Here is a 19,073-nt window from a genome sequence, read left to right as displayed (position 1 = left end):
TGCGCACCTGTGCTTGCACAGGCAGAAAAGCACACTCGGCAACCGGTGACAAACGATTGCCATGACTTGCCACAGTCGGTGCCGCTGAGTTCCGGCCGCGGCACGAGTCGGCTTCCTCATGCAGACCCACACCCTGGCGACCCCCGAGGTCGACCTCGTCTACGACGTGCGCCCCGCCGACTCCGAACACCGCCCGCTGCTGATGATCGGCCAGCCCATGGACGCCGGCGGCTTCACCGCCCTCGCCGCCGAGTTCACCGACCGGACCGTGATCACCTACGACCCGCGCGGGATCGGGCGGAGCGTGCGCAAGGACGGCCGGGTCGACCAGCACCCGGAGGTCCAGGCCCGCGACGTGCACGCGGTGATCGAGGCCGTCGGTGGGCCGGTCGACCTGTTCGCCAGCAGCGGGGGAGCGGTGACGGCACTGGCCTTGGTGACCGCGTACCCGGACGACGTGGCGACCCTGGTCGCCCATGGGCCTCCCTCTATCTCGAACTCCCCGACGCGGTGAACGCCGAGCGAGCCGGCCGGCTGTTCCGCGACGCGTACCAGGCGAAGGGCTTCGGCGCCGGGATGGCCGCCTTCATGGCGGTCACCTCCTGGACCGGCGAGTTCACCGAGGATTTCTTCGCCCGGCCGCTGCCCGACCCGGCGGCGTTCGGGATGCCGGCCGAGGACGACGAGCGGCGCGACGACCCGCTGCTGTCCGACGCGGCGCTCGCGATCGGGACCTACCGGCCGGACGCGGAGGCCCTTGCCGCCGTACCGACGTGGGTGCTGATCGCCGTGGGCGAGGAGTCGGCCGAGGTGCTGACCGGCCGGGCCGCGATCGCGACCGCTCGCCGGCTCGGCCAGGAGGCCGTGGTGTTCCCCAGCCACCACGGCGGTTTCATCGGTGGGGACGGCGGCTGGACCGGCCAGCCGGAGGCGTTCGGCCGGCGGCTGCACGAGGTGCTGGACCACTGATCCGGAGTGGTCGCCGAACGGCGGCGGGGGACCCGTCGACCGCGATTGGGGTCGGCGGGCGCAGGGCACTAGCATGAGGTCCTTACTGCGCGCGAAAGGTGTCTCGTGTCCCAGCCTCCCGGTGATCTGACGGCGGCCGGCGTTCCGAATCCGTTCAACACGCTCGGCCTGACCTTCGACGATGTGCTGCTGCAGCCCGGCCTCAGTGACGTGAACCCGTCCGAGGCCGATACGACCTCGCGGGTCTCCCGCCGGATCTCGATCAAGGTGCCGCTGCTGTCCTCGCCGATGGACACCGTCACCGAGTCGCGGATGGCGGTGGCGATCGCCCGGCAGGGCGGCCTCGGCGTCATCCACCGCAACCTCTCCATCGAGGAGCAGGCGCACCAGGTGGACGTGGTGAAACGCTCCGAGGCCGGCATGGTCGACGAGCCGATCACCATCTCGCCGGACGCGACGATCGGCGAGGCCGACGCGATGTGCGGCCGCTACCACATCTCCGGCGTCCCGGTCGTGGACGCCGACCTGAAGCTGCTCGGCATCGTCACGAACCGGGACATGCGGTTCGAGACCGACCCGACCCGGCTGGTCGGCGAGGTGATGACCAAGATGCCGCTGGTCACCGGCCATGTCGGGATCAAGGGCGACGAGGCGATGAAGCTGCTCGCCCAGAACAAGATCGAGAAGCTGCCGCTGGTCGACGACCAGGGCCGGCTGCGCGGCCTGATCACGCTGAAGGACTTCGTCAAGTCCGACCAGTTCCCGAACGCGTCCAAGGACGACCAGGGCCGGCTCCGGGTGGCCGCGGCGGTCGGCTTCTACGGCGACGCCTGGAAGCGGGCCATGGCGCTGATCGAGGAGGGCGTCGACCTGCTCATCGTCGACACCGCCCACGGGCACTCGCACGGCGTGATCGACATGGTGCGCCGGCTGAAGGCGGAGCGGGCCGCGGCGGGCGTCGACATCGTCGGCGGCAACGTCGCCTCGTACGAGGGTGCCAAGGCGCTGGTCGAGGCCGGCGCGGACGGCGTCAAGGTCGGCGTCGGGCCCGGCTCGATCTGCACCACCCGGGTGGTCTCCGGCGTCGGCGTGCCGCAGGTCAGCGCGATCTACAACGCCTCCCGGGCCTGCAAGCCGGCCGGGGTGCCGGTGATCGGCGACGGCGGGCTGCAGTACTCGGGCGACATCGCCAAGGCGCTGGTCGCCGGGGCCGACACGGTGATGCTCGGCTCGCTGCTGGCCGGCTGCGACGAGAGCCCGGGCGAGTTGATCTTCGTCAACGGCAAGCAGTACAAGGCGTATCGCGGAATGGGGTCGCTCGGCGCGATGGCCAGCCGGGGCCGCCGGACGCCGTCGTACTCGCGGGACCGCTACTTCCAGACCGATGCCGATTCCGATGATCATCTGATCGCCGAGGGCATCGAGGGTCAGGTGCCGTACCGGGGCCCGCTGGCCGCGGTGGCGTACCAGCTGGTCGGCGGACTGCGGCAGTCGATGTGGTACGTCGGCGCGCAGACGGTGCCCGAGTTGCAGGAGCGCGGCACGTTCGTCCGGATCACGTCGGCCGGGTTGCGCGAGTCGCACCCGCACGACATCCAGATGACCGTCGAGGCGCCGAACTACTCCGGCAAATAGCCGCTGCGGCCGTCCAGACCCGAGGAGTTCCATGATCGACATCGGTCGGAGCAAGCGCGCCGAACAGGCGTACGCGTTCGACGACATCGCCATCGTCCCGTCCCGCCGGACCCGTGGTGAGGAAGAGGTCTCGCTGTCCTGGCGGATCGACGCCAACACGTTCGACCACCCGCTGATCGCGGCGCCGATGGATTCGATCATGTCGCCCGCGACGGCGATCGCGGTCGGCCGGCTCGGCGGGCTCGGGGTGCTCAACCTGGAAGGCCTCTGGACCCGGTACGAGGACCCGGAGCCGCTGCTCGAGGAGATCGCGGCGATCACCGACCCGATCGAGGCGACCCGCCGGATGCAGCAGATCTACTCGGCCGAGATCAACCACGAGTTGATCTTGAAGCGGGTGGCCGAGATCAAGGAGGCCGGAGTCCCGGCGGCCGGCGCGCTGTCGCCGCAGAACACCGCCGAATACGCCAAGGCTGTCGTCGAGTCCGGCGTCGACTACTTCGTCATCCGCGGCACCACGGTGTCCGCCGAGCACGTGTCCAGTTCGCGGCAGCCGCTCAACCTGAAGCAGTTCATCTACGAGCTGGACGTGCCGGTGATCGTCGGCGGCTGCGCCACCTACCAGGCCGCGCTGCACCTGATGCGGACCGGCGCCGCGGGCGTGCTGGTCGGCTTCGGCGGCGGCGCGGCGTACACCACCCGGTCGGTGCTCGGCGTCGCCGTACCGATGGCGTCGGCGACCTCGGACGTCGCGGCGGCCCGGCGGGACTACCTGGACGAGTCCGGTGGTCGCTACGTGCACGTGATCGCGGACGGTTCGGTCGGCCGGTCCGGCGACATCGCGAAGGCGATCGCCTGCGGTGCCGACGCGGTGATGGTCGGTTCGCCGCTGGCCAAGGCGGAGGAGGCGCCGGGCCGGGGCTACCACTGGGGCGCCGAGGCCTGGCACGCGGAACTGCCGCGCGGCGAGCGGGCGAAGTTCGACACCGTCGGCACCCTCGAGCAGATCCTGCGCGGCCCGTCCACGGTGCCGGACGGCACGATGAACCTGGTCGGCGCGCTGCGCCGGGCCATGGCCACCACCGGCTACACCGACCTCAAGGAGTTCCAGCGGGTCGAAGTGGTCCTCGGCTGACGCTGTCTCCTCGATGGACGGACGGCTGAACGTCGACCAGCGGGCTGCGGCGCTGGTCGAACTGCCCAAAACGCGGTACGACCTCGTCGTCGTGGGCGGCGGCGTGCTCGGCGCCGGGATCGCGCTCGACGCGACCACCCGCGGGCTTCGGGTGGCGCTGATCGAGGCGGCCGACTGGGCCGGCGGCGCGTCCGGACGGACCGGCAAGATCATGGCGGGCCGCCCGCGGACCCGGACCGAGGATCTGCGCGCGATTCCCGTGCTGCGGCGGGAACGGACCCGGCTGCTGGACCGGCTGGCCCCGCACCTGGTCCGCCGGGTGCCGATGCTGCAGCCGGTCGCCTCACCCTGGGACCGGGTCGCGATCGCCGCCGAGCTGATCGCCCAGGACGCGCCGGTGCCGCGGACCGGCCGGGCCGGGCTGCTGCCCGCGCACCGGCAGCTGCCGCGGCGGGCGGTGCGCCGGATCGCGCCGGCGCTGCGGCCCGAGTTGATCACCGGTGGTGTGCAGTACTTCGAGGCCGAGTGCGACGACGCCCGGTTCGTGCTGGCGCTGGTCCGCACCGCCGAGCTGTACGGCACCACGCTGGCCCACCACTGCCCGGCGTTGGAGTTGATCACCAGCGACGGGACGGTGACCGGCGTCCGGGCCCGGGACGCCCTGTCCGGCGAGGAGTTCTCGATCACCGCGGCGACCACCGTCGTCGCCGCCGGGGCACACACGCCGATGCTGGTGGGCGACCGGATCTCACTGCCCCGGATCGAACGGCAGCGGCGCGCCTACCTGGTGCTGCCGCGGGACCGGATCCGTGCCTCCACCGGGATCCTGCTCGACGATCATGGCATCTCGCTGGTGCCCTGGGGCCGGCACTGGATCGTCGGGCCGACCCGCTCCCCGGTCGGCGACGGCCCGATCCGGCCGTTCGATGATCATGACCGGCGGCTGATCCTGGATGCGGTCAATCCGCAACTGGCCCGGCCGCTCGGTGCCGCCGACGTCGAGGCCGGCTATGCCGGGAGTCATCCGGTGATCACCGACGCGGCCGGTCATGATCGTGATCGCTGGGTCGGCACCGCGCCCGGTCTGGTCACCGCGGTGACGGCCGAGGCGGCCGGCTACCGGGACCTGGCGGCGCGCGCGGTGGACGCCGCCGCCGGGCTGATCGGCGGCCTGGTGCCGAAGCCGATCACTGACCGGGTGCCGCTGCTCGGCGCCGACGGCTACTTCGCCCGCTGGAACCAGCGGCATCTGCTGGCCCGCCGAGCCGGCCTGCACGTGGCCCGGGTGGAGCACCTGCTCCGCCGGCACGGCTCCGCCCTGGACCCGGTGCTCGAGTTGATCATGGACGACCCGGAGCTGGCCCGGCCGCTGCCCGGTGCGGAGGACTACCTGGCCGCCGAGGTCGTCCACGCCGTCACCCACGAGGGGGCGATCACCGTCGACGACGTGCTGCACCGCCGGACCGGCATCGCGTACGAGACGGCCGACGGCGGCCGTACCGCCACGACGGCGATCGCCGACCTGATGGCGCGCTGCGCGACGACCGACCTCGGCTGACCCTCGCGCCGGATCGGCCCGCGATTCGGGCCACCTTGGCCAGGATTCGCGCCACGGGCCGCCGATCGTCTCCCGTCCGGCGGCACGATGATCATGCTTGGAGGCATGCGAACCGGATCGGTGCTCCGTAAGGTCGTCGCCGGGATCGGCCTGCTGGCCGCCGCCCTGGCGCTGCCGGCGGCGGTGCTCGGCGTGGGCGCGGTCGGCTTCGAGCGCTACCGGTACGCCCCACCCGAGCCGCCGCGCTCGGCTCCGGTCGACCCGCCGGCCCACGTCGCCGGTCGGCCCACCGCGGTGGTGGTAGTCGGCAACGGCGGCGCCAACGCAGCCGACGTGCTGGCTCCGTACGAGGTGCTGGCCGCGACCGGCGCCTTCAATCTGTATGTCGTCGCCCCCGAGCGGCGCCCGGTCACCCTGCTGGGCGGGCTGGACGTGATGCCCGACCTCAGCTTCGCCGAGCTGGCCGGCCGGCTCGGCGGCAGCGCGCCGGACGTGACCGTCGTGCCCGAGCTGCCGAACGTCGCGGCCTCCGACCTGCCCGTGGTCGACTGGCTGCGCGGCACGGCGGCCCGCGGCCTGGTGCTCGGCGTGTGTTCCGGCGCCCGGCTGGTGGCCGACGCCGGCCTCCTCGACGGGCGCGAGGCCACCTCGCACTGGTACCGGCTGAACGAGATCGCCCCCAGCCATCCGGAGGTGCGCTGGCGCCGCGGGGTGCGCTACGTCGACACCGGCGACGTGATCACCACGGGCGGTCTGCTCTCCTCGGTCGACGGTGCCCTGCGCGTCGTGGAGCGGCTCGTCTCGGCACAGGCCGCCGCCGACGCGGCCCGGGCGGTGCACTGGCCCTACTACTCTCCGGGCGGCCCGGCCGAGATCCCGATCTCGGAGATCACCTGGCCCGAACGCCTGCTGCACCTGATCAACCTCGGCTACCGGTCCCCGGCGACCACCGTCGGCGTGGTGATCACCGAGGGCGTGGGCGAGCTCGAACTGGCCGCCGCCTTCGGCCCGTACGCCGAGGTCCGCTCCGCCCGCACGCTGGCCATCGGGCCCGAGACCGTACGGACGCGTCACGGGCTGACCTTCCTGCCCCGGGCCGGACTGGACGCGGTCGGGACGACCGGCCTGGTCCTGGTGCCCGGCGGCGGCCGGTCGGCCGACATCGACGCGGCGGCCCGGGCCGGTGCAGTCCCGGTCAGCTACCTGCACAGCGACACCCGGTTCGCCTTCGACCCGGCGCTGGAGACGCTCGCTGCGACCAGCGACGTGCCGACGGCGCGGTGGGCGGCGAAGATCTTCGAGTACGCCCCCGCGGACCTGGAGCTGGACGGGCCGGCGGTCCCGTGGTCGGGCGTGCTGCCGCCGCTGGTGCTGGCGGCCGCCGGCCTGCTCGTCTCAGCCGGCGGGTTCTTGCTGGTCCGGCGTCGGCGCGCCCGCAGAACCGATCATGGCCCGGAACGCGCTCGGGCTCACCTCGTGCCGGGCGACGAACGCCTGCCGCAGGGTCTCGATCGAGCTGAAGCCGCAGCGGCGGGCGATTCCGCCGAGCGGTAGGTCCGTGGTGGCCAGCAGCCGGGTCGCGATCTCCAGCCGGATCCGCCGGACCACGGCGGCCGGGGTCTCGTTCTGGTGTTCCCGGAACAGCCGGCTCAACTGGCGCGGGCTCACGTTGGCGACCGCCGCGAGCGCCGCGACGCTGAGGTCGGAGCTCGGCTCGGCCACGATGTGGTCGATGACCGTGCGGAGCACCGCGTGGTCGGGTCGCCGGGTCGCGGTGAACACGCTGAGCTGGGCCTGGTGACCCGGGCGGTGCAGATAGGTCACCATTCCGCCGGCCACCCAGCGGGCCAGTTCCGGTCCATGATCGTCCTCGATCAGCGCGAGGGTCAGATCCAGCGAAGCGGTGGCGCCGCCCGACGTGGCGATCCGGCCCTGCCGGATGTAGACCGGGTCCGTCTCGACCCGGACCGCGCGGTAGCGCCGCGCCAGGTCGTCGGCGTAGTACCAGTGCGTGGTGACGCGAAGATCATCCAGCAGCCCGGCCTCGGCCAGCACGAACGCGCCCGTACACACCGAGACCACCCGGCGAGCCCCGGCGGACAACCGCTGCACCTCCATGATCAACCGGCGGTCCCGCAGCGCGTCGAGATGGCCCCAGCCGCCCGAGACGATCAACGTGTCCGGTGGGTCGACGAGCTCGGCGAGCCGGAGGTCGACGCTCAGCGACAGGCCTCCGGCCGTGGTGATGGCGGTCCCGTCGACGCTGCCGACCTGGACCCGATAGCCGGGGTCGGCGCCGAGCCGGGTCGCCCAGAGGAGGGCCGAGGTGACGCAGGCGAGGTCGACCAGCTCCGCGCCGTCGTACCCGACGACGAGCACGGTTCGGGGCTCGGCCGTCGACACGGCGCGTGCTCCTCGCGGAGCCGTCTCCTCCCACACGGCACCCATTGTGGCCGGGCCGGGCTCGGCCGAGCGTCCGGGCTAGCCTGGCCGGCGTCGAAAGGAGACGCTCCTCATGCACGTGTTCCTCGCCGGTGCCACCGGCGCCGTCGGCCGCCGGATCGTCGAGTTGTTGATCAAGGAAGGGCATCTGGTCAGCGGCACCACCCGGCGTCCCGAGAAGTCCGGCCTGCTGCGATCCCTCGGCGCCGAGCCGGTCGTCGTCGATGCGTACGACCGCGACCGGTTGCACGAGGTCGTCGCGGCGGCCCGGCCCGACGTGGTGATGAATCAGCTGACCGATCTGGTCGAGTACGACGTCGCGGCCAACGCGAGGCTGCGCCGGGAGGGCACCCGGCACCTGGTCGACGCCGCGCTGGCGGCCGGGGTCCGCCGGTTCGTTCAGCAGAGTCTCGGCTGGATCTACGCGCCCGGGAGCGGCCCGGCCGACGAGGACGAGCCGCTCGATCTGGACGGCGACGAGGCCCGGCGGTCCATGGTCGGCGCCGTCGCCGCGGCCGAGCAGGCCGCGGCGGAGGTGCCCGAGGCCGTCCTGCTCCGGTACGGGCTCTTCTACGGGCCGGACACCTGGTATGCCCCGGCCGGGCTGAAGGCCGAGGAGGCGCGGGCCGGCAGGCTCGTGGCCGGCCGCGACGTGACCAGCTTCCTGCACGTCGACGACGCCGCCGCGGCCGCGGTCCAGGCGCTGCGCTGGCCGAGCGGGCCGGTCAACGTGACCGACGACGAGCCGGCGCCCGGCACCGACTGGGTGCCCGCGTTCTGCCGGGCCGTCGGGTCGCCGGTGCCGGAGACCTCGACGGCCGAGCCCGCCGGCTGGGCGCGCCGAGGGGTGTCCAACCGGAAGGCCCGCGCCCTCGGCTGGACGCCCGTACATCGGTCCTGGCGGGACGGCTTCGCCGCGTTCTGAGCGCCCGGTCGGAGCCGTCGAAGGTGCCCACCTGAGGTCAGAGGCCCGCGAAGAAGGCGGCGATGTCGGTGGCCAGGGCGGCGGGTTGCTCCATCGCGATGAAGTGGCCGCTGCCCGGGTTGTCGGTGCCCCAGTGCCGGACGTCGTTGCCCAATTCGGCGAGCCGGCGGATCCCCGGTGGGCCGCTGTAGAGGCCGGTCGGCGCGGCCTGCTGGCCGCCGGGCCAGACGAAGCGCTCGCTGTTGAACATGAACCAGGACGACGAGGCCGCAGTCTGGGTGAACCAGTAGATCGAGGCGTTGATCAGCAACAGGTCGCGATCGATCGCGTCCTGCGGCTCCGGCACGACGTAGGTGAACTCGTGGAACTTCTGCATCAGCCAGGCCAGCAGGCCGACCGGTGAGTCGTTCCAGCCGTACGCCAGCGTCTGCGGGTAGTGCCGCAGCAGCAGATGATGATCAACGCCCTGTCCGGCCCACTGCTGCATCTGGTCGTGGACGGCCCGCTCCTCGGCGTTCAGGTCCGGCAGCAGGTCCTCGGTCGGCAGCCCGATCCCGCTGTCCAGGTGGACGCCGACCACCTGCTCCGGGGCGGCCTTCGCGGTCTCCTGGGCGACGTAGACCCCGAGGTCACCGCCCTGTACGCCGTAGCGCTGGTGGCCGAGCCGTCGCATCAGTTCCGCCCAGAGCCGGCCGACGTCCGCGACGCCGAACCCGGCCTTCTGCGGCTGGCCGGAGAACCCGAAGCCGGGCACGTGCGGCACCACGACGTCGAACCCCCGCGTGATCAACTCCGGGATCAGGGCGACGAACTCCGCCACCGAGTTCGGCCAGCCGTGGGTGATCAACAACGGCAGCGCGCCCGGGACCCCGGACCGCACGTGCAGGAAATGCACGTCGATGTCCTCGATCGTCGTCACGAACTGCGGGAAGCCGTTCAGTCGGGCCTCCTGGGCACGCCAGTCGAACCCGGTCCGCCAGTACTCGGCGAGCTCGCGCAGGTAGCCGGTCGGCACGCCGCGACGCCAGCCGTCACCGGGCAGGCTGAGCGGCAGCCGGGCGTTCGCCAGGCGGGACTGCAGGTCGTCCAGGTCGGCCTGGGGGATCTCGATGCGGAAGGGCCTGATCTCTGTCGTCATACCGACGAGCCTAGGATTCGTATAGGACGGATCCTGTCCTACACCGTGAGGAGTCTGGAGGCCATGGGCGATCCCTCGGAACGACTCCTGAGCCTGCTGTCGCTGCTGCAGACGCCGCGGGACTGGCCGGGCAGCGAACTGGCCCGCCGGCTCCGGGTCACCACCCGGACCGTACGGCGCGACATCGATCGGCTGCGGGCGCTTGGCTATCCGGTGCGGGCGGCGATGGGGCCGGACGGCGGCTATCGGCTGGTCGCCGGCACCGCGGTGCCGCCGCTGCTGCTGGACGACGAGGAGGCGGTGGCGATCGCGATCGGCCTGCGGATCGCCGCCGGACAGGCCGTGACCGGCATCGAGGAGACGGCGGTACGGGCGCTGGCGAAGCTCGAACAGGTGCTGCCGAAGCGGCTCCGGCGCCGGGTCGGCACCCTGGGCGCGGCCACCGTGCCGTTCAGCCTGCGCACCGACCCGGCGGTGGAGCCGGAGCAGCTGACCCGGCTGGCCGGGCTGGTCGAGAACACCGAGCGGGTCCGGTTCGACTACGTGGCCGCGGACGGTACGTCGACCGACCGGAACGTCGAGCCGCGCAACCTGGTCGCACAGTCCGGCCAGTGGTACCTGCTCGGGTACGACCTCGACCGCGACGACTGGCGGACGTTCCGGGTGGACCGGATCGGCGTCCTGCGGCCGACCGGGCACCGCTTCCGGCCCCGGGAGCTGCCGGACGGGAGCGTCGAGGCGCTGGTCCGCAGCCAGGTGTACGCGCGGGCGCCGGTGTTCCGAGCCGTGGTCTCGCTGGCCGCGCCGCTCGACCGGGTCGCCCGGCTGTTCGGCGGCCGGGACGGGCTGACGCCGGAGGGCGGCGGCTGCCGGTACGTGAGCCACGAGGACACGGTCGAGTTCCTCGCCTTCCGGCTGTTCCGGCTCGACTGCGAGTTCCTGGTGCACGAGCCGCCCGAGTTGATCGACCACCTCCGGCGGCTCAGCGAGCGGGCGCTCAGGGCCGCCGGCCCACCGAGTTGATCAAGCTCCGTCCGAGTTGATCAAGCTTCGGTCCGCGTTGATCAAGGCCGGTCAGGGCAGGTCGATCAGTGCGAGCTCGCGGTTGATCGCGGTCCAGCCGGCGGCTCCGCGGCCGGCCGGGATGATCCGCGGCACGGTGTACCAGTTCGTGCCGATCCCGGAATGGAGCACCTTCGCCTCGGTCAGGCCGGGGCCGAGCTGATACAGCGTGTCACCGAAGTTCGCGCCGGCATAGACCCGGCCGCGATGGGTCGTGATCACTCCGTAGCCGGTCAGCTTGCCCTGCGCGATCACGGTCCTGCGGGCGAGGTCGTACGCGATCCAGGTGCCGGAGGTCCGCTTGTACGACACGTACAGGATCCCGTTCAGTACCGCGACGCTCTGGATGCTCGGCATGCCCGGCAGCGGCGCGATCCGGCCGACCACCTTGCGGGTGATCACGTTGAAGACGGCCACCTCGCTGGTCGGTTCGGTCGGCGGGGTGCCACCGCCGCCCCAGGTGTCGCCGGCGATATAGGCCAGGTCGCCGTCCAGGGCGATCGACGTCAGGCCCTGGTTCTTCAGGATGTCCAGCCGCACCTCGAACGTGCCGGAGACCGGGTCGAGCAGGGTCAGCCCGCCCTGCAACGAGCCGGTCGGCGGAGCGCTCGCGATCAAGATCGTTTCCGACTTCGGGTGCCGCACGACGGACCACGGCCGCTGCTGGCCGTTCAGGATCCGGCCGTAACTGCTGACCTTGCCGGTGTCCGGCCGGAGCAAGATCAACTCGGTGCTGGGGTAGATCGCCGCGATCACGCCGCTGCGCCAGGGGATCATGTCCTTCGGCTCGCCGCCGACGTGGAACCGCCGGCTGGTCCGGCGGTCCGGGTCGTGCACGGTGATCGAGAAGTGCCCGCCGACCGCCACGGTGCCGCCCGGTCCGAGGCTCATCGACTGCAGCAGCTCCGGGCCGGCCGCGTCAGCGTTCTCGACCAGATCGCTGGTCTGCACGGTTCCGGTGGCCGGATCCAGGACGAAGAGCAGACCGCTGCCGCAGGCGCCGATGATCTTGCCGTCCGGCAGCACCGCGACACCGCGGGTCTCGTCGCCGCCCGGGGCCTGGCCGATCACGGCCATCGTGTTACCCTCCCGGCGCAGGATGCTCCCCGTCCTGCGGCCCAGCCCGATCACCGCGCCGTCGGCGTCGAAGGCGAGCGAGTCGATCAGGTATTCGTCGGCGGCCGGCAGGTCGACGAAGCCGGAGCCGTCCCGGTTGATCTCGATCACGCCGTTGCCGACGCCGGCGTACACCTTGCCGTCGCGGACCGCCAGCGAACCGAAGCCGCGGCTCAGCGTGGTGTCGGCCGGCATGATGTCGACCTTCTCGCCGCTGACCCGGTCGATCCGGATCAGATGCGAGGGGATGGTGCCGACATAGACGTACCGGTCGTCGGCGGCCAGCACCCGGGCGTACTGCGAGCCGGCGACCGCCTGGCCGAGGTTGGTCAGCGCACGGGTCGCGGGATCGAACGACCAGACCTCGCCGCGCGGGTAGGTGCCGAGGTAGACCACCCCGTCGGGTGCCGGTGCGGTCTGCCAGGGGATGGTGCCGGTCGGGCCGATCTGGCCGATCGTGGTCGGGGTCCCGGTCGCCGGGTCGTACTCGACCAGGTCGCCGAACGAGTAGGTCCCGATGTAGACCTTGCCGCCCGACAGCCCGGCCGCCCAGGCGCCGTCGCCGCGCTCCAGCGGGACCACCTTGGTCACCGTGCTGGAGGCGATGTCGTACGTGATCACCTTCGGCGGGGTCTGGCCGCGGCTGACGCACCAGGCCGTGCTGCCGTCGGTCGCGAAGCCGACGATGGCCGCGGAGAGCGCCGCCGTCCCGTACAGCTTCGGCGGCTGGGCGGCCGCGGCCGGAAGCGTTCCGGTGCCGGCCAGCGTCGCGCCCGCCAGGGCCGCCAGTCCACCGGTCTTGATCAGCTGACGTCGATCCATTCAGTCACGCTAGAGCCGCCGCGATGTTTCAGCAATACCCAAATTATCGTTTCGGTCATCCGCTATGCAGCCGTTGGGTCGCTGCGGTACGGGACTACGCTGACCCGCGTGACCGATCAGGTGATGACCGAACTCCACCGGCTGCGGGACAGTATCGACAACATGGACGCGGCGCTGGTCCATCTGCTGGCCGAGCGGTTCAAGATCACGCAGCGGGTGGGGGAGTTGAAGGCGCAGTACGGGCTGCCGCCCGCCGATCCGGCCCGCGAGGCCCAGCAGATCAGCCGGCTGCGTGAGCTGGCCGAGGAGGCCAAGCTCGATCCCGAGTTCGCCGAGAAGTTCCTCAACTTCATCGTGGCCGAGGTGGTCCGGCACCACCAGGCGATCGCGGAGCACCACGCGGCCTCCTGAGCCGTTCACGCCGCCCGAGGCGCGGGTACGGGATCGCTCCGCAGCTGGTCGGCGAGCGCGGCGCGGCCGCGTGACAGCCGGGCCTTGATCGTCCCCTCCGGCGCCCCCACCTCGAGGGCCACCTCGGCCACCGACAGGTCACAGAGGTGGTGCAGCACGATCGCCCGGCGCTGCTCGGCGGGCAGGCCGGCCAGGGCGCGAGCCAGCGCGATACCGGTCACGTCCGGCTCCGGCGGGGTCCGCTCCGGCTGCTTGGCCCGGTCCGGCGGGAGCAGGGCCCGCTTCGCCCGGCGCCAGCGCGAGACCGCGAGCCGGTACGCGACCGTGCGCACCCAGGCCTCCGGGGCCAGGTCGGGATCGAGCGAGTGCCGCTTGTCCCAGGCCCGGACGAACGCCTCCTGGACACAGTCCTGGGCCTCGGCGAGGTTTCCGCACATGGCATAGACCTGACCGACCAGGCGGCCGAACGACGTTGTGTAGAAGGCGTCGAACGCTTCAGGATCCATGACCTTCCCCCGCGATTGGCAGGCGTCCGGGCCGAGCGGGGACGAGCGCTGGGGCTTCGCGGCGCGCCTGAGGAACCATGTCTACGCCACGGCTGCATTCGGGTTGTACGTCGAATGCATTTCCGGCGGGCCGTCGCAGCGGTGGCAATATGCGAGCCATGGCTGACCTGGACGTGCTGACGGTGCCGGACCCGGCCGCCTGGCGGGCCTGGCTCGACCGCCATCATGCCGACACCGCCGGGGTCTGGCTGGTGCTGGCCAAGAAGGGCGTCACGGAACCGACCTCGGTGACGTACGAGCTCGGGCTGCTGGAGGCGCTCTGCTACGGCTGGATCGACGGCCACACGAAGAGCCGGGACGCGGCCACCTACCTGCAGCGCTACACCCCGCGGCGGCCGCGGAGCCCGTGGTCGCTGAGCAACACGGAGCGGGTCCGGGCGCTGATCGAGCAGGGCCGGCTGCGCCCGGCCGGGCTGGCCGAGGTGGAGCGGGCGCAGGCGGACGGTCGCTGGGAAATGGCGCTGGCCGGATCGCCGGAGCTCTCCGTACCGGATGATCTTGAGGCGGCGCTGGCCGGCGAACCGCGCGCGGCCGAACTGTTCGCGATCCTGACCAAGGAGAACCGGTTCGCCGTGCTGCACCGGCTCGAGCAGGCCGTCGCCGACCGGGCCGAGCGGCTCGCCGAACTCACCGCGATGCTCGGCCGTGGCGAGACGATCTACCCGCAGCGGCGCCGGCTCAAGGGAAGTTGATCTTGACGTTCGCTGAGCCTGTCGAAGGGCCCAGAACGATGATCATTCCCACTCGATGGTGCCCGGCGGCTTGCTGGTGATGTCCAGCACGACCCGGTTGACCTCGGCGACCTCGTTGGTGATCCGGGTGCTGATCTTCTCCAGCACCTCGTACGGCAGCCGGCTCCAGTCGGCCGTCATCGCGTCCTCGCTGCTGACCGGGCGGAGCACGATCGGGTGCCCGTAGGACCGCCCGTCGCCCTGCACGCCGACCGAGCGCACGTCGGCCAGCAGCACCACCGGGAACTGCCAGATGTCGCGGTCCAGGCCGGCCGCGGTGGTCTCCTCGCGGGTGATCAGATCGGCCTGGCGGAGCAGGTCGAGCCGCTCCCTGGTCACCTCGCCGACGATCCGGATCGCCAGTCCCGGGCCGGGGAACGGATGCCGCCAGACCATCTCCGGCGGCAGGCCCAGCTGCTCGCCGACCTTGCGTACCTCGTCCTTGAACAGGGTCCGCAGCGGCTCGATCAGCCGGAACTGAAGATCATCCGGCAGGCCGCCGACGTTGTGGTGGCTCTTGATGTTGGCCGCGCCCTCGCCGCCGCCGGACTCGACGACGTCGGGGTAGAGGGTGCCCTGGACCAGGAACTCGACGGTGTGCCCGTCGCCGGACTCGGCGCTCGCCACGACCTCCCGGGCGGCGGCCTCGAAGGTGCGGATGTATTCCCGGCCGATGATCTTGCGCTTGGCCTCCGGATCGGTCACCCCGGCCAGCTCGGACAGGAACTGATCCTGGGCGTCGACGACCTTGAGGTCGGTCTTGGTGTGCGCCACGAAGTCGCGCTCCACCTGCTCCACCTCGCCGGCCCGGAGCAGCCCGCCGTCGACGAAGACGCAGGTGAGTTGATCACCGATGGCGCGTTGCACCAGCGCCGCCGCGACCATCGAGTCGACTCCGCCGGACAGCGCGCAGAGCACCTGCTTGTCGCCGACCTCGGACCGGATCCGCTCCACCTGCTCCTCGACGATGTTGGCCATCGTCCAGGTCTGCCGGCAGCCGGCGATGTCGATCAGGAACCGCTCCAGCACCTGCTGGCCGTGCTCGCTGTGCAACACCTCCGGGTGCCACTGCACACCGGCCAGCTTCCGGTCGGTGTCCTCGAAGGCCGCGACGGTGGCCCGCGGCGAGGTGGCGTTGACGATGAATCCCTCCGGCGCCGCGGTGACCTCGTCGCCGTGCGACATCCAGGAGCTCAGCTCGCCGGGCAGCCCGTTCAGCAGCACGCCCGGCGCCTTGACCGTGACCGGCGTGCGGCCGTACTCCCGCATGCCGGTGTGCGCGACCGTACCGCCGAGGGCCTGGGCCATCGCCATGAAGCCGTAGCAGATGCCGAACACCGGCGTCCCGTTGGTCAGCATCGCCGGGTCCAGTCCGGGCGCGCCGGGAGCGTAGACCGAGGCCGGTCCGCCGGACAGGATGATCGCCTTCGGAGCGCGGGCCGTGATCTGCTCCACCGAGGCGGTGTGCGGCATGATCTCGGAATAGACGCCCGCCTCCCGGACCCGGCGCGCGATGAGCTGTGCGTACTGGGCGCCGTAGTCGACGACGATCACCAGGTCATGATCAAACGAGGTCATAGGGTTCGAGGCCTTCTCGGACGTCACCGGTGGGAAGCCGGAAGTCTATCCATCACCCTTCCACCCGAAAACCTGGCAGCATGCAGGGCATGGACGCTGATGTGATCGTGGTCGGCGCCGGCCTGTCCGGCCTGGTCGCGACGGCGGAACTCGCCGAGGCCGGAAAGTCCGTGCTGCTGCTGGACGCGGAACCGATCCAGTCGCTCGGCGGCCAGGCGCACTGGTCGTTCGGCGGGCTGTTCCTGATCGACACCCCGGAGCAGCGCCGGCTCGGTGTCCGGGACTGCGAGGAGCTCGCGCTGGCCGACTGGTACGGCTCGGCCGGCTTCGACCGGGACGAGGACTACTGGCCGCGCAAGTGGGCCGAGTCCTTCGTCCACTTCGCGGCCGGCGACGCGCGCAGCTGGCTGCACGGGTTGGGCGTGCGCTGGTTCCCGCTGGTCCAGTGGGCCGAACGCGGCGGCTACACGACCCCCGGGCACGGCAACTCGGTGCCCCGCTTCCACGTCACCTGGGGCACCGGTCCCGGGCTGGTCGAGCCGTTCGCGAACCAGGTGCTCGCCTCGCCGCGGGTACGGCTCCGGAACCGGCACCGGGTCACCGGGCTGGAGGCCGGCGCCGGCGGGGTCACGGTGACCGGGTCCGTGCTGACGCCGTCCGATGCGCCGCGCGGAGTCCGTACCGAACGGACGGAGGTGGCCGAGTTCGCCTTCTCGGCGCAGGCCGTCGTGATCGCGGCCGGCGGCATCGGCGGCAACCTCGACCTGGTCCGCAAGAACTGGCCGCGCGCCTGGGGCGAGCCGCCGCAGAACATGATCATCGGCGTACCCGACTACGTCGACGGCTCGATGCTCGAGGTCGCCCAGGCCGCGGGCGCCCGGGTGATCAACCCGGACCGGATGTGGCACTACCCGGAGGGCATCGTCAACCACTCGCCGGTCTGGACCCGGCACGGCATCCGGATCCTGCCCGGCCCGTCCTCGCTCTGGCTGGACGCCGAGGGCCGGCGGCTGCCCGCGCCGCTGTTCCCCGGCTTCGACGCCCTGGGCGCGCTGCGGGCGATCACCGCTGCCGGCCACGACCACTCCTGGTTCGTCACCGACGCCGAGACCGTCGGCAAGGAGTTCGCGCTCTCCGGCTCGGAGCAGAACGCCGACCTGACCGGCAAGAACCTGCGCCTGCTGGCCGGCCGGGTCGCGCCCGGCCCGACCCCCGAGGTGCGGGCCTTCCTCGACCACGGCGTCGACTTCCTCACCGCCCAGACCGTGGCGGAGCTGGCCGCGAAGATGAACCAGCTGACCCCGGAACACCGGATCGACCCGGACGGGCTGCGCCAGACGATCGAGCTGCGCGACCTCCAGGTCGGCAGCGGCCTCGGCAAGGACCCCCAGATCACCGCGATCGCCGCCGCCCGGCAGTTCGTCGTCGACAAGCTGATGCGCGTCGCGCCGCCGCACACCCTGCTCGACCGCAAGCATCCCGGCCGAGCCGGCACCGGCGGCCCCCTGGTCGCCGTACGGCTGCACGTCCTCACCCGGAAGACCCTCGGCGGCCTGGAGACCGACCTCGACGGCCGCGTCCTGATCCCGGGCGGCGACGTCCTCCCCGGCGTCTACGCGGCCGGCGAGGCGGCCGGCTTCGGTGGCGGCGGCATGCACGGCTACCGAGCCCTGGAAGGCACCTTCCTCGGCGGCTGCCTCTTCAGCGGCCGCACCGTAGGCCGCTCCCTCGCCGGCGCCCTCGCCTGATCCCGACCTCGACACTGCTCGAAGAGGGATGTCGGGGCGGCGTGGACGGCGACCCAAGCCGCGGGTGGGGCAGCGAGCTGGCGCCGGCGGGAGACGTTCGACCCGACTCAACCGGATCGTGGAGCGGCGGGTCTGGCCGGCGGTTTGGGTCGCGGCCCGGATCGGCAGGGGATCCCCGATCTCGACGCCGTGCAGCCAGAGCTCGGTCCCCCCGGTGATCACCGAGTCCGCGGGCAGCACCAGCAGGGCCGCGGCAGCCCGTTCCGTAAGCGTCGGTTGCGCCGCTCCGCTCTCGCCGGTGAATGTGAGCAAGCCCGCCGAGTGTGACCATTCCTACCGCGACATCGCGATCCGAGGTCGGAACCGCCACAGTCGACGGATGCCTGGACATGGATCAGCCCGGGCCGCGCGTGGCGCGACCCGGGCTGAGGGTGATCGTGGCTAGCTGGAGGAGCTGGATCCGCTGTCCGAGCTGCTCGAGCTGCTGCCCGAGTCGGACGAGCCGGAGTCGGAAGAGCTCGAGTCGCTCGAGCCGGAGTCGTACGAGCTCGACTCGGTGGTGCCGGTCTCGGTCGAGGGCGAGTCGAAGGAGCTGGTCGCGGACGAGTCCTGGTCACCGGAGGTGGAGCCCAGGCTGGACTCGCCGAGGCTGGAGTCGGAGAGGCTCGAGGTCGGCTCCGCGGCCTTGGGCTCACCGGGCTCCGGCGCCGGCGGGAACGGCTCCGGAGCCGGCGGAGTCGGTTCGGGCTGCGGGGTGGGCTCGGGGGTCGGGGTCGGCTCCGGGCCAGGCGGGAACGGTTCCGGCTTGGGGAACGGCTCCGGCTGCGGAGACGGCTGCGGCTGCGGGAACGGGCCGGGCTGGGTGTTCTGCTGCGACTGCTGCTCCCACGGCGCGCCCGAGCTGCCCCAGACCGGGTCGGCGCCCTGCTGCTGCGGCGGCTGGTACGGCGCGTACGACTGCGGCTGCTGACCCGGCTGCGGGCCGTTCACCGACGGGTAGCCGCCGGGCGTCGTGTTCTCCGGTACGGCCAGCGCCATCACGATGTAGACGATCACGCCGACGCCGCCGCCGGTGACCAGGGTGAGCACGACCCAGAGCACCCGGACCAGGGTCACGTCCATGTTCAGGTACTCGGCCAGCCCGCCGCAGACGCCGGCCAACACCTTGTTCGAACCGCTGCGCATCAGGCGCTTCTGCGGGGGCGGGTACGGGTTGCTCATTGAAGTTCTCCTTTGT

At 72.0% G+C, this 19,073-nt stretch carries 16 protein-coding genes and 1 pseudogene; 11 read left to right on the top strand and 6 right to left on the bottom strand.

The window, feature by feature from the left end:
• The first annotated feature begins 118 nt into the window (after nucleotides 1-118).
• From AC6CCG_RS27130 to AC6CCG_RS27105, 6 genes and pseudogenes are all read left to right on the top strand, one after another.
• On the top strand, nucleotides 119-514 hold the full coding sequence (locus AC6CCG_RS27130; protein ID WP_496657886.1) for an alpha/beta fold hydrolase: 396 nt from the start codon (nucleotides 119-121) through the stop codon (nucleotides 512-514).
• Nucleotides 511-969 (top strand): hypothetical protein, encoded by a 459-nt coding sequence (locus AC6CCG_RS27125; RefSeq protein WP_496657885.1) that lies wholly within the window; start codon nucleotides 511-513, stop codon nucleotides 967-969. Before AC6CCG_RS27130 ends, AC6CCG_RS27125 begins: the two co-directional genes overlap by 4 nt.
• A 105-nt stretch (nucleotides 970-1,074) precedes the next feature.
• Nucleotides 1,075-2,604: an IMP dehydrogenase gene (gene guaB / locus AC6CCG_RS27120; RefSeq protein ID WP_496657884.1), complete on the top strand. Its 1,530-nt coding sequence runs from the start codon at nucleotides 1,075-1,077 to the stop codon at nucleotides 2,602-2,604.
• A 31-nt stretch (nucleotides 2,605-2,635) separates the two neighbouring features.
• Nucleotides 2,636-3,739 carry a GuaB3 family IMP dehydrogenase-related protein gene (locus tag AC6CCG_RS27115; protein ID WP_496657883.1) on the top strand — a complete coding sequence of 368 codons (1,104 nt, stop codon included), beginning with the start codon at nucleotides 2,636-2,638 and terminating at the stop codon, nucleotides 3,737-3,739.
• A 13-nt stretch (nucleotides 3,740-3,752) separates the two neighbouring features.
• Nucleotides 3,753-5,297 (top strand): FAD-dependent oxidoreductase, encoded by a 1,545-nt coding sequence (locus AC6CCG_RS27110; protein WP_496657882.1) that lies wholly within the window; start codon nucleotides 3,753-3,755, stop codon nucleotides 5,295-5,297.
• Between the two features lie 87 nt (nucleotides 5,298-5,384).
• Nucleotides 5,385-6,053 (top strand): annotated as a pseudogene (locus AC6CCG_RS27105) (DJ-1/PfpI family protein); the annotation flags it as partial.
• Nucleotides 6,054-6,692: 639 nt separating this feature from the next.
• On the opposite strand, the gene AC6CCG_RS27100 reads toward AC6CCG_RS27105, so the two are convergent.
• Nucleotides 6,693-7,700 (bottom strand): GlxA family transcriptional regulator, encoded by a 1,008-nt coding sequence (locus AC6CCG_RS27100; RefSeq protein WP_496657881.1) that lies wholly within the window; start codon nucleotides 7,698-7,700, stop codon nucleotides 6,693-6,695.
• Between the two features lie 112 nt (nucleotides 7,701-7,812).
• On the opposite strand from AC6CCG_RS27100, the gene AC6CCG_RS27095 reads away from it, so the two are divergent.
• The gene (locus tag AC6CCG_RS27095) at nucleotides 7,813-8,664 is read left to right on the top strand and encodes an NAD-dependent epimerase/dehydratase family protein (protein ID WP_496657880.1); all 852 of its coding nucleotides are present in this window, start codon (nucleotides 7,813-7,815) and stop codon (nucleotides 8,662-8,664) included.
• 37 nt (nucleotides 8,665-8,701) lie between these two features.
• On the opposite strand, the gene AC6CCG_RS27090 is transcribed toward AC6CCG_RS27095, so the two are convergent.
• Nucleotides 8,702-9,802, bottom strand: a complete 1,101-nt coding sequence (locus AC6CCG_RS27090; RefSeq protein WP_496657879.1) for an epoxide hydrolase family protein — start codon at nucleotides 9,800-9,802, stop codon at nucleotides 8,702-8,704.
• A gap of 63 nt (nucleotides 9,803-9,865) precedes the next feature.
• Between AC6CCG_RS27090 and AC6CCG_RS27085 the strand changes: the two genes are divergently transcribed.
• Nucleotides 9,866-10,825: a helix-turn-helix transcriptional regulator gene (locus AC6CCG_RS27085; protein ID WP_496657878.1), complete on the top strand. Its 960-nt coding sequence runs from the start codon at nucleotides 9,866-9,868 to the stop codon at nucleotides 10,823-10,825.
• Nucleotides 10,826-10,876: 51 nt separating this feature from the next.
• Here the strand turns inward: AC6CCG_RS27085 and AC6CCG_RS27080 are convergent, their stop codons facing one another.
• Nucleotides 10,877-12,802, bottom strand: a complete 1,926-nt coding sequence (locus AC6CCG_RS27080) for an NHL repeat-containing protein (RefSeq protein WP_496657877.1) — start codon at nucleotides 12,800-12,802, stop codon at nucleotides 10,877-10,879.
• A 108-nt stretch (nucleotides 12,803-12,910) separates the two neighbouring features.
• Between AC6CCG_RS27080 and AC6CCG_RS27075 the strand changes: the two genes are divergently transcribed.
• Complete coding sequence (locus AC6CCG_RS27075) at nucleotides 12,911-13,213, top strand: chorismate mutase (RefSeq protein ID WP_496657876.1); 303 nt, start codon at nucleotides 12,911-12,913, stop codon at nucleotides 13,211-13,213.
• A 5-nt stretch (nucleotides 13,214-13,218) separates the two neighbouring features.
• Here the strand turns inward: AC6CCG_RS27075 and AC6CCG_RS27070 are convergent, their stop codons facing one another.
• Nucleotides 13,219-13,719 carry an RNA polymerase sigma factor gene (locus AC6CCG_RS27070; RefSeq protein ID WP_496657875.1) on the bottom strand — a complete coding sequence of 167 codons (501 nt, stop codon included), beginning with the start codon at nucleotides 13,717-13,719 and terminating at the stop codon, nucleotides 13,219-13,221.
• Between the two features lie 158 nt (nucleotides 13,720-13,877).
• Here AC6CCG_RS27070 and AC6CCG_RS27065 point away from each other — a divergent pair, with 158 nt between their 5' ends.
• Nucleotides 13,878-14,471, top strand: coding sequence for a YdeI/OmpD-associated family protein (locus AC6CCG_RS27065; protein ID WP_496657874.1), 594 nt, complete (start codon nucleotides 13,878-13,880; stop codon nucleotides 14,469-14,471).
• Between the two features lie 42 nt (nucleotides 14,472-14,513).
• On the opposite strand, the gene guaA is transcribed toward AC6CCG_RS27065, so the two are convergent.
• A complete protein-coding gene (gene guaA / locus AC6CCG_RS27060; RefSeq protein ID WP_496657873.1) occupies nucleotides 14,514-16,088 on the bottom strand; it encodes a glutamine-hydrolyzing GMP synthase in 1,575 nt (524 codons plus the stop codon).
• A gap of 89 nt (nucleotides 16,089-16,177) precedes the next feature.
• On the opposite strand from guaA, the gene AC6CCG_RS27055 reads away from it, so the two are divergent.
• Nucleotides 16,178-17,836: an FAD-binding dehydrogenase gene (locus AC6CCG_RS27055; RefSeq protein WP_496657872.1), complete on the top strand. Its 1,659-nt coding sequence runs from the start codon at nucleotides 16,178-16,180 to the stop codon at nucleotides 17,834-17,836.
• A 441-nt stretch (nucleotides 17,837-18,277) separates the two neighbouring features.
• On the opposite strand, the gene AC6CCG_RS27050 is transcribed toward AC6CCG_RS27055, so the two are convergent.
• Nucleotides 18,278-19,057: a PspC domain-containing protein gene (locus tag AC6CCG_RS27050; protein ID WP_496657871.1), complete on the bottom strand. Its 780-nt coding sequence runs from the start codon at nucleotides 19,055-19,057 to the stop codon at nucleotides 18,278-18,280.
• Nucleotides 19,058-19,073 lie beyond the last annotated feature (16 nt).

The sequence above is a fragment of the Microlunatus sp. YIM B11417 genome (genome assembly GCF_059617205.1).
Note: the sequence above shows the minus strand (reverse complement) of the source record. Positions and strands in the feature narration are given on the sequence as shown.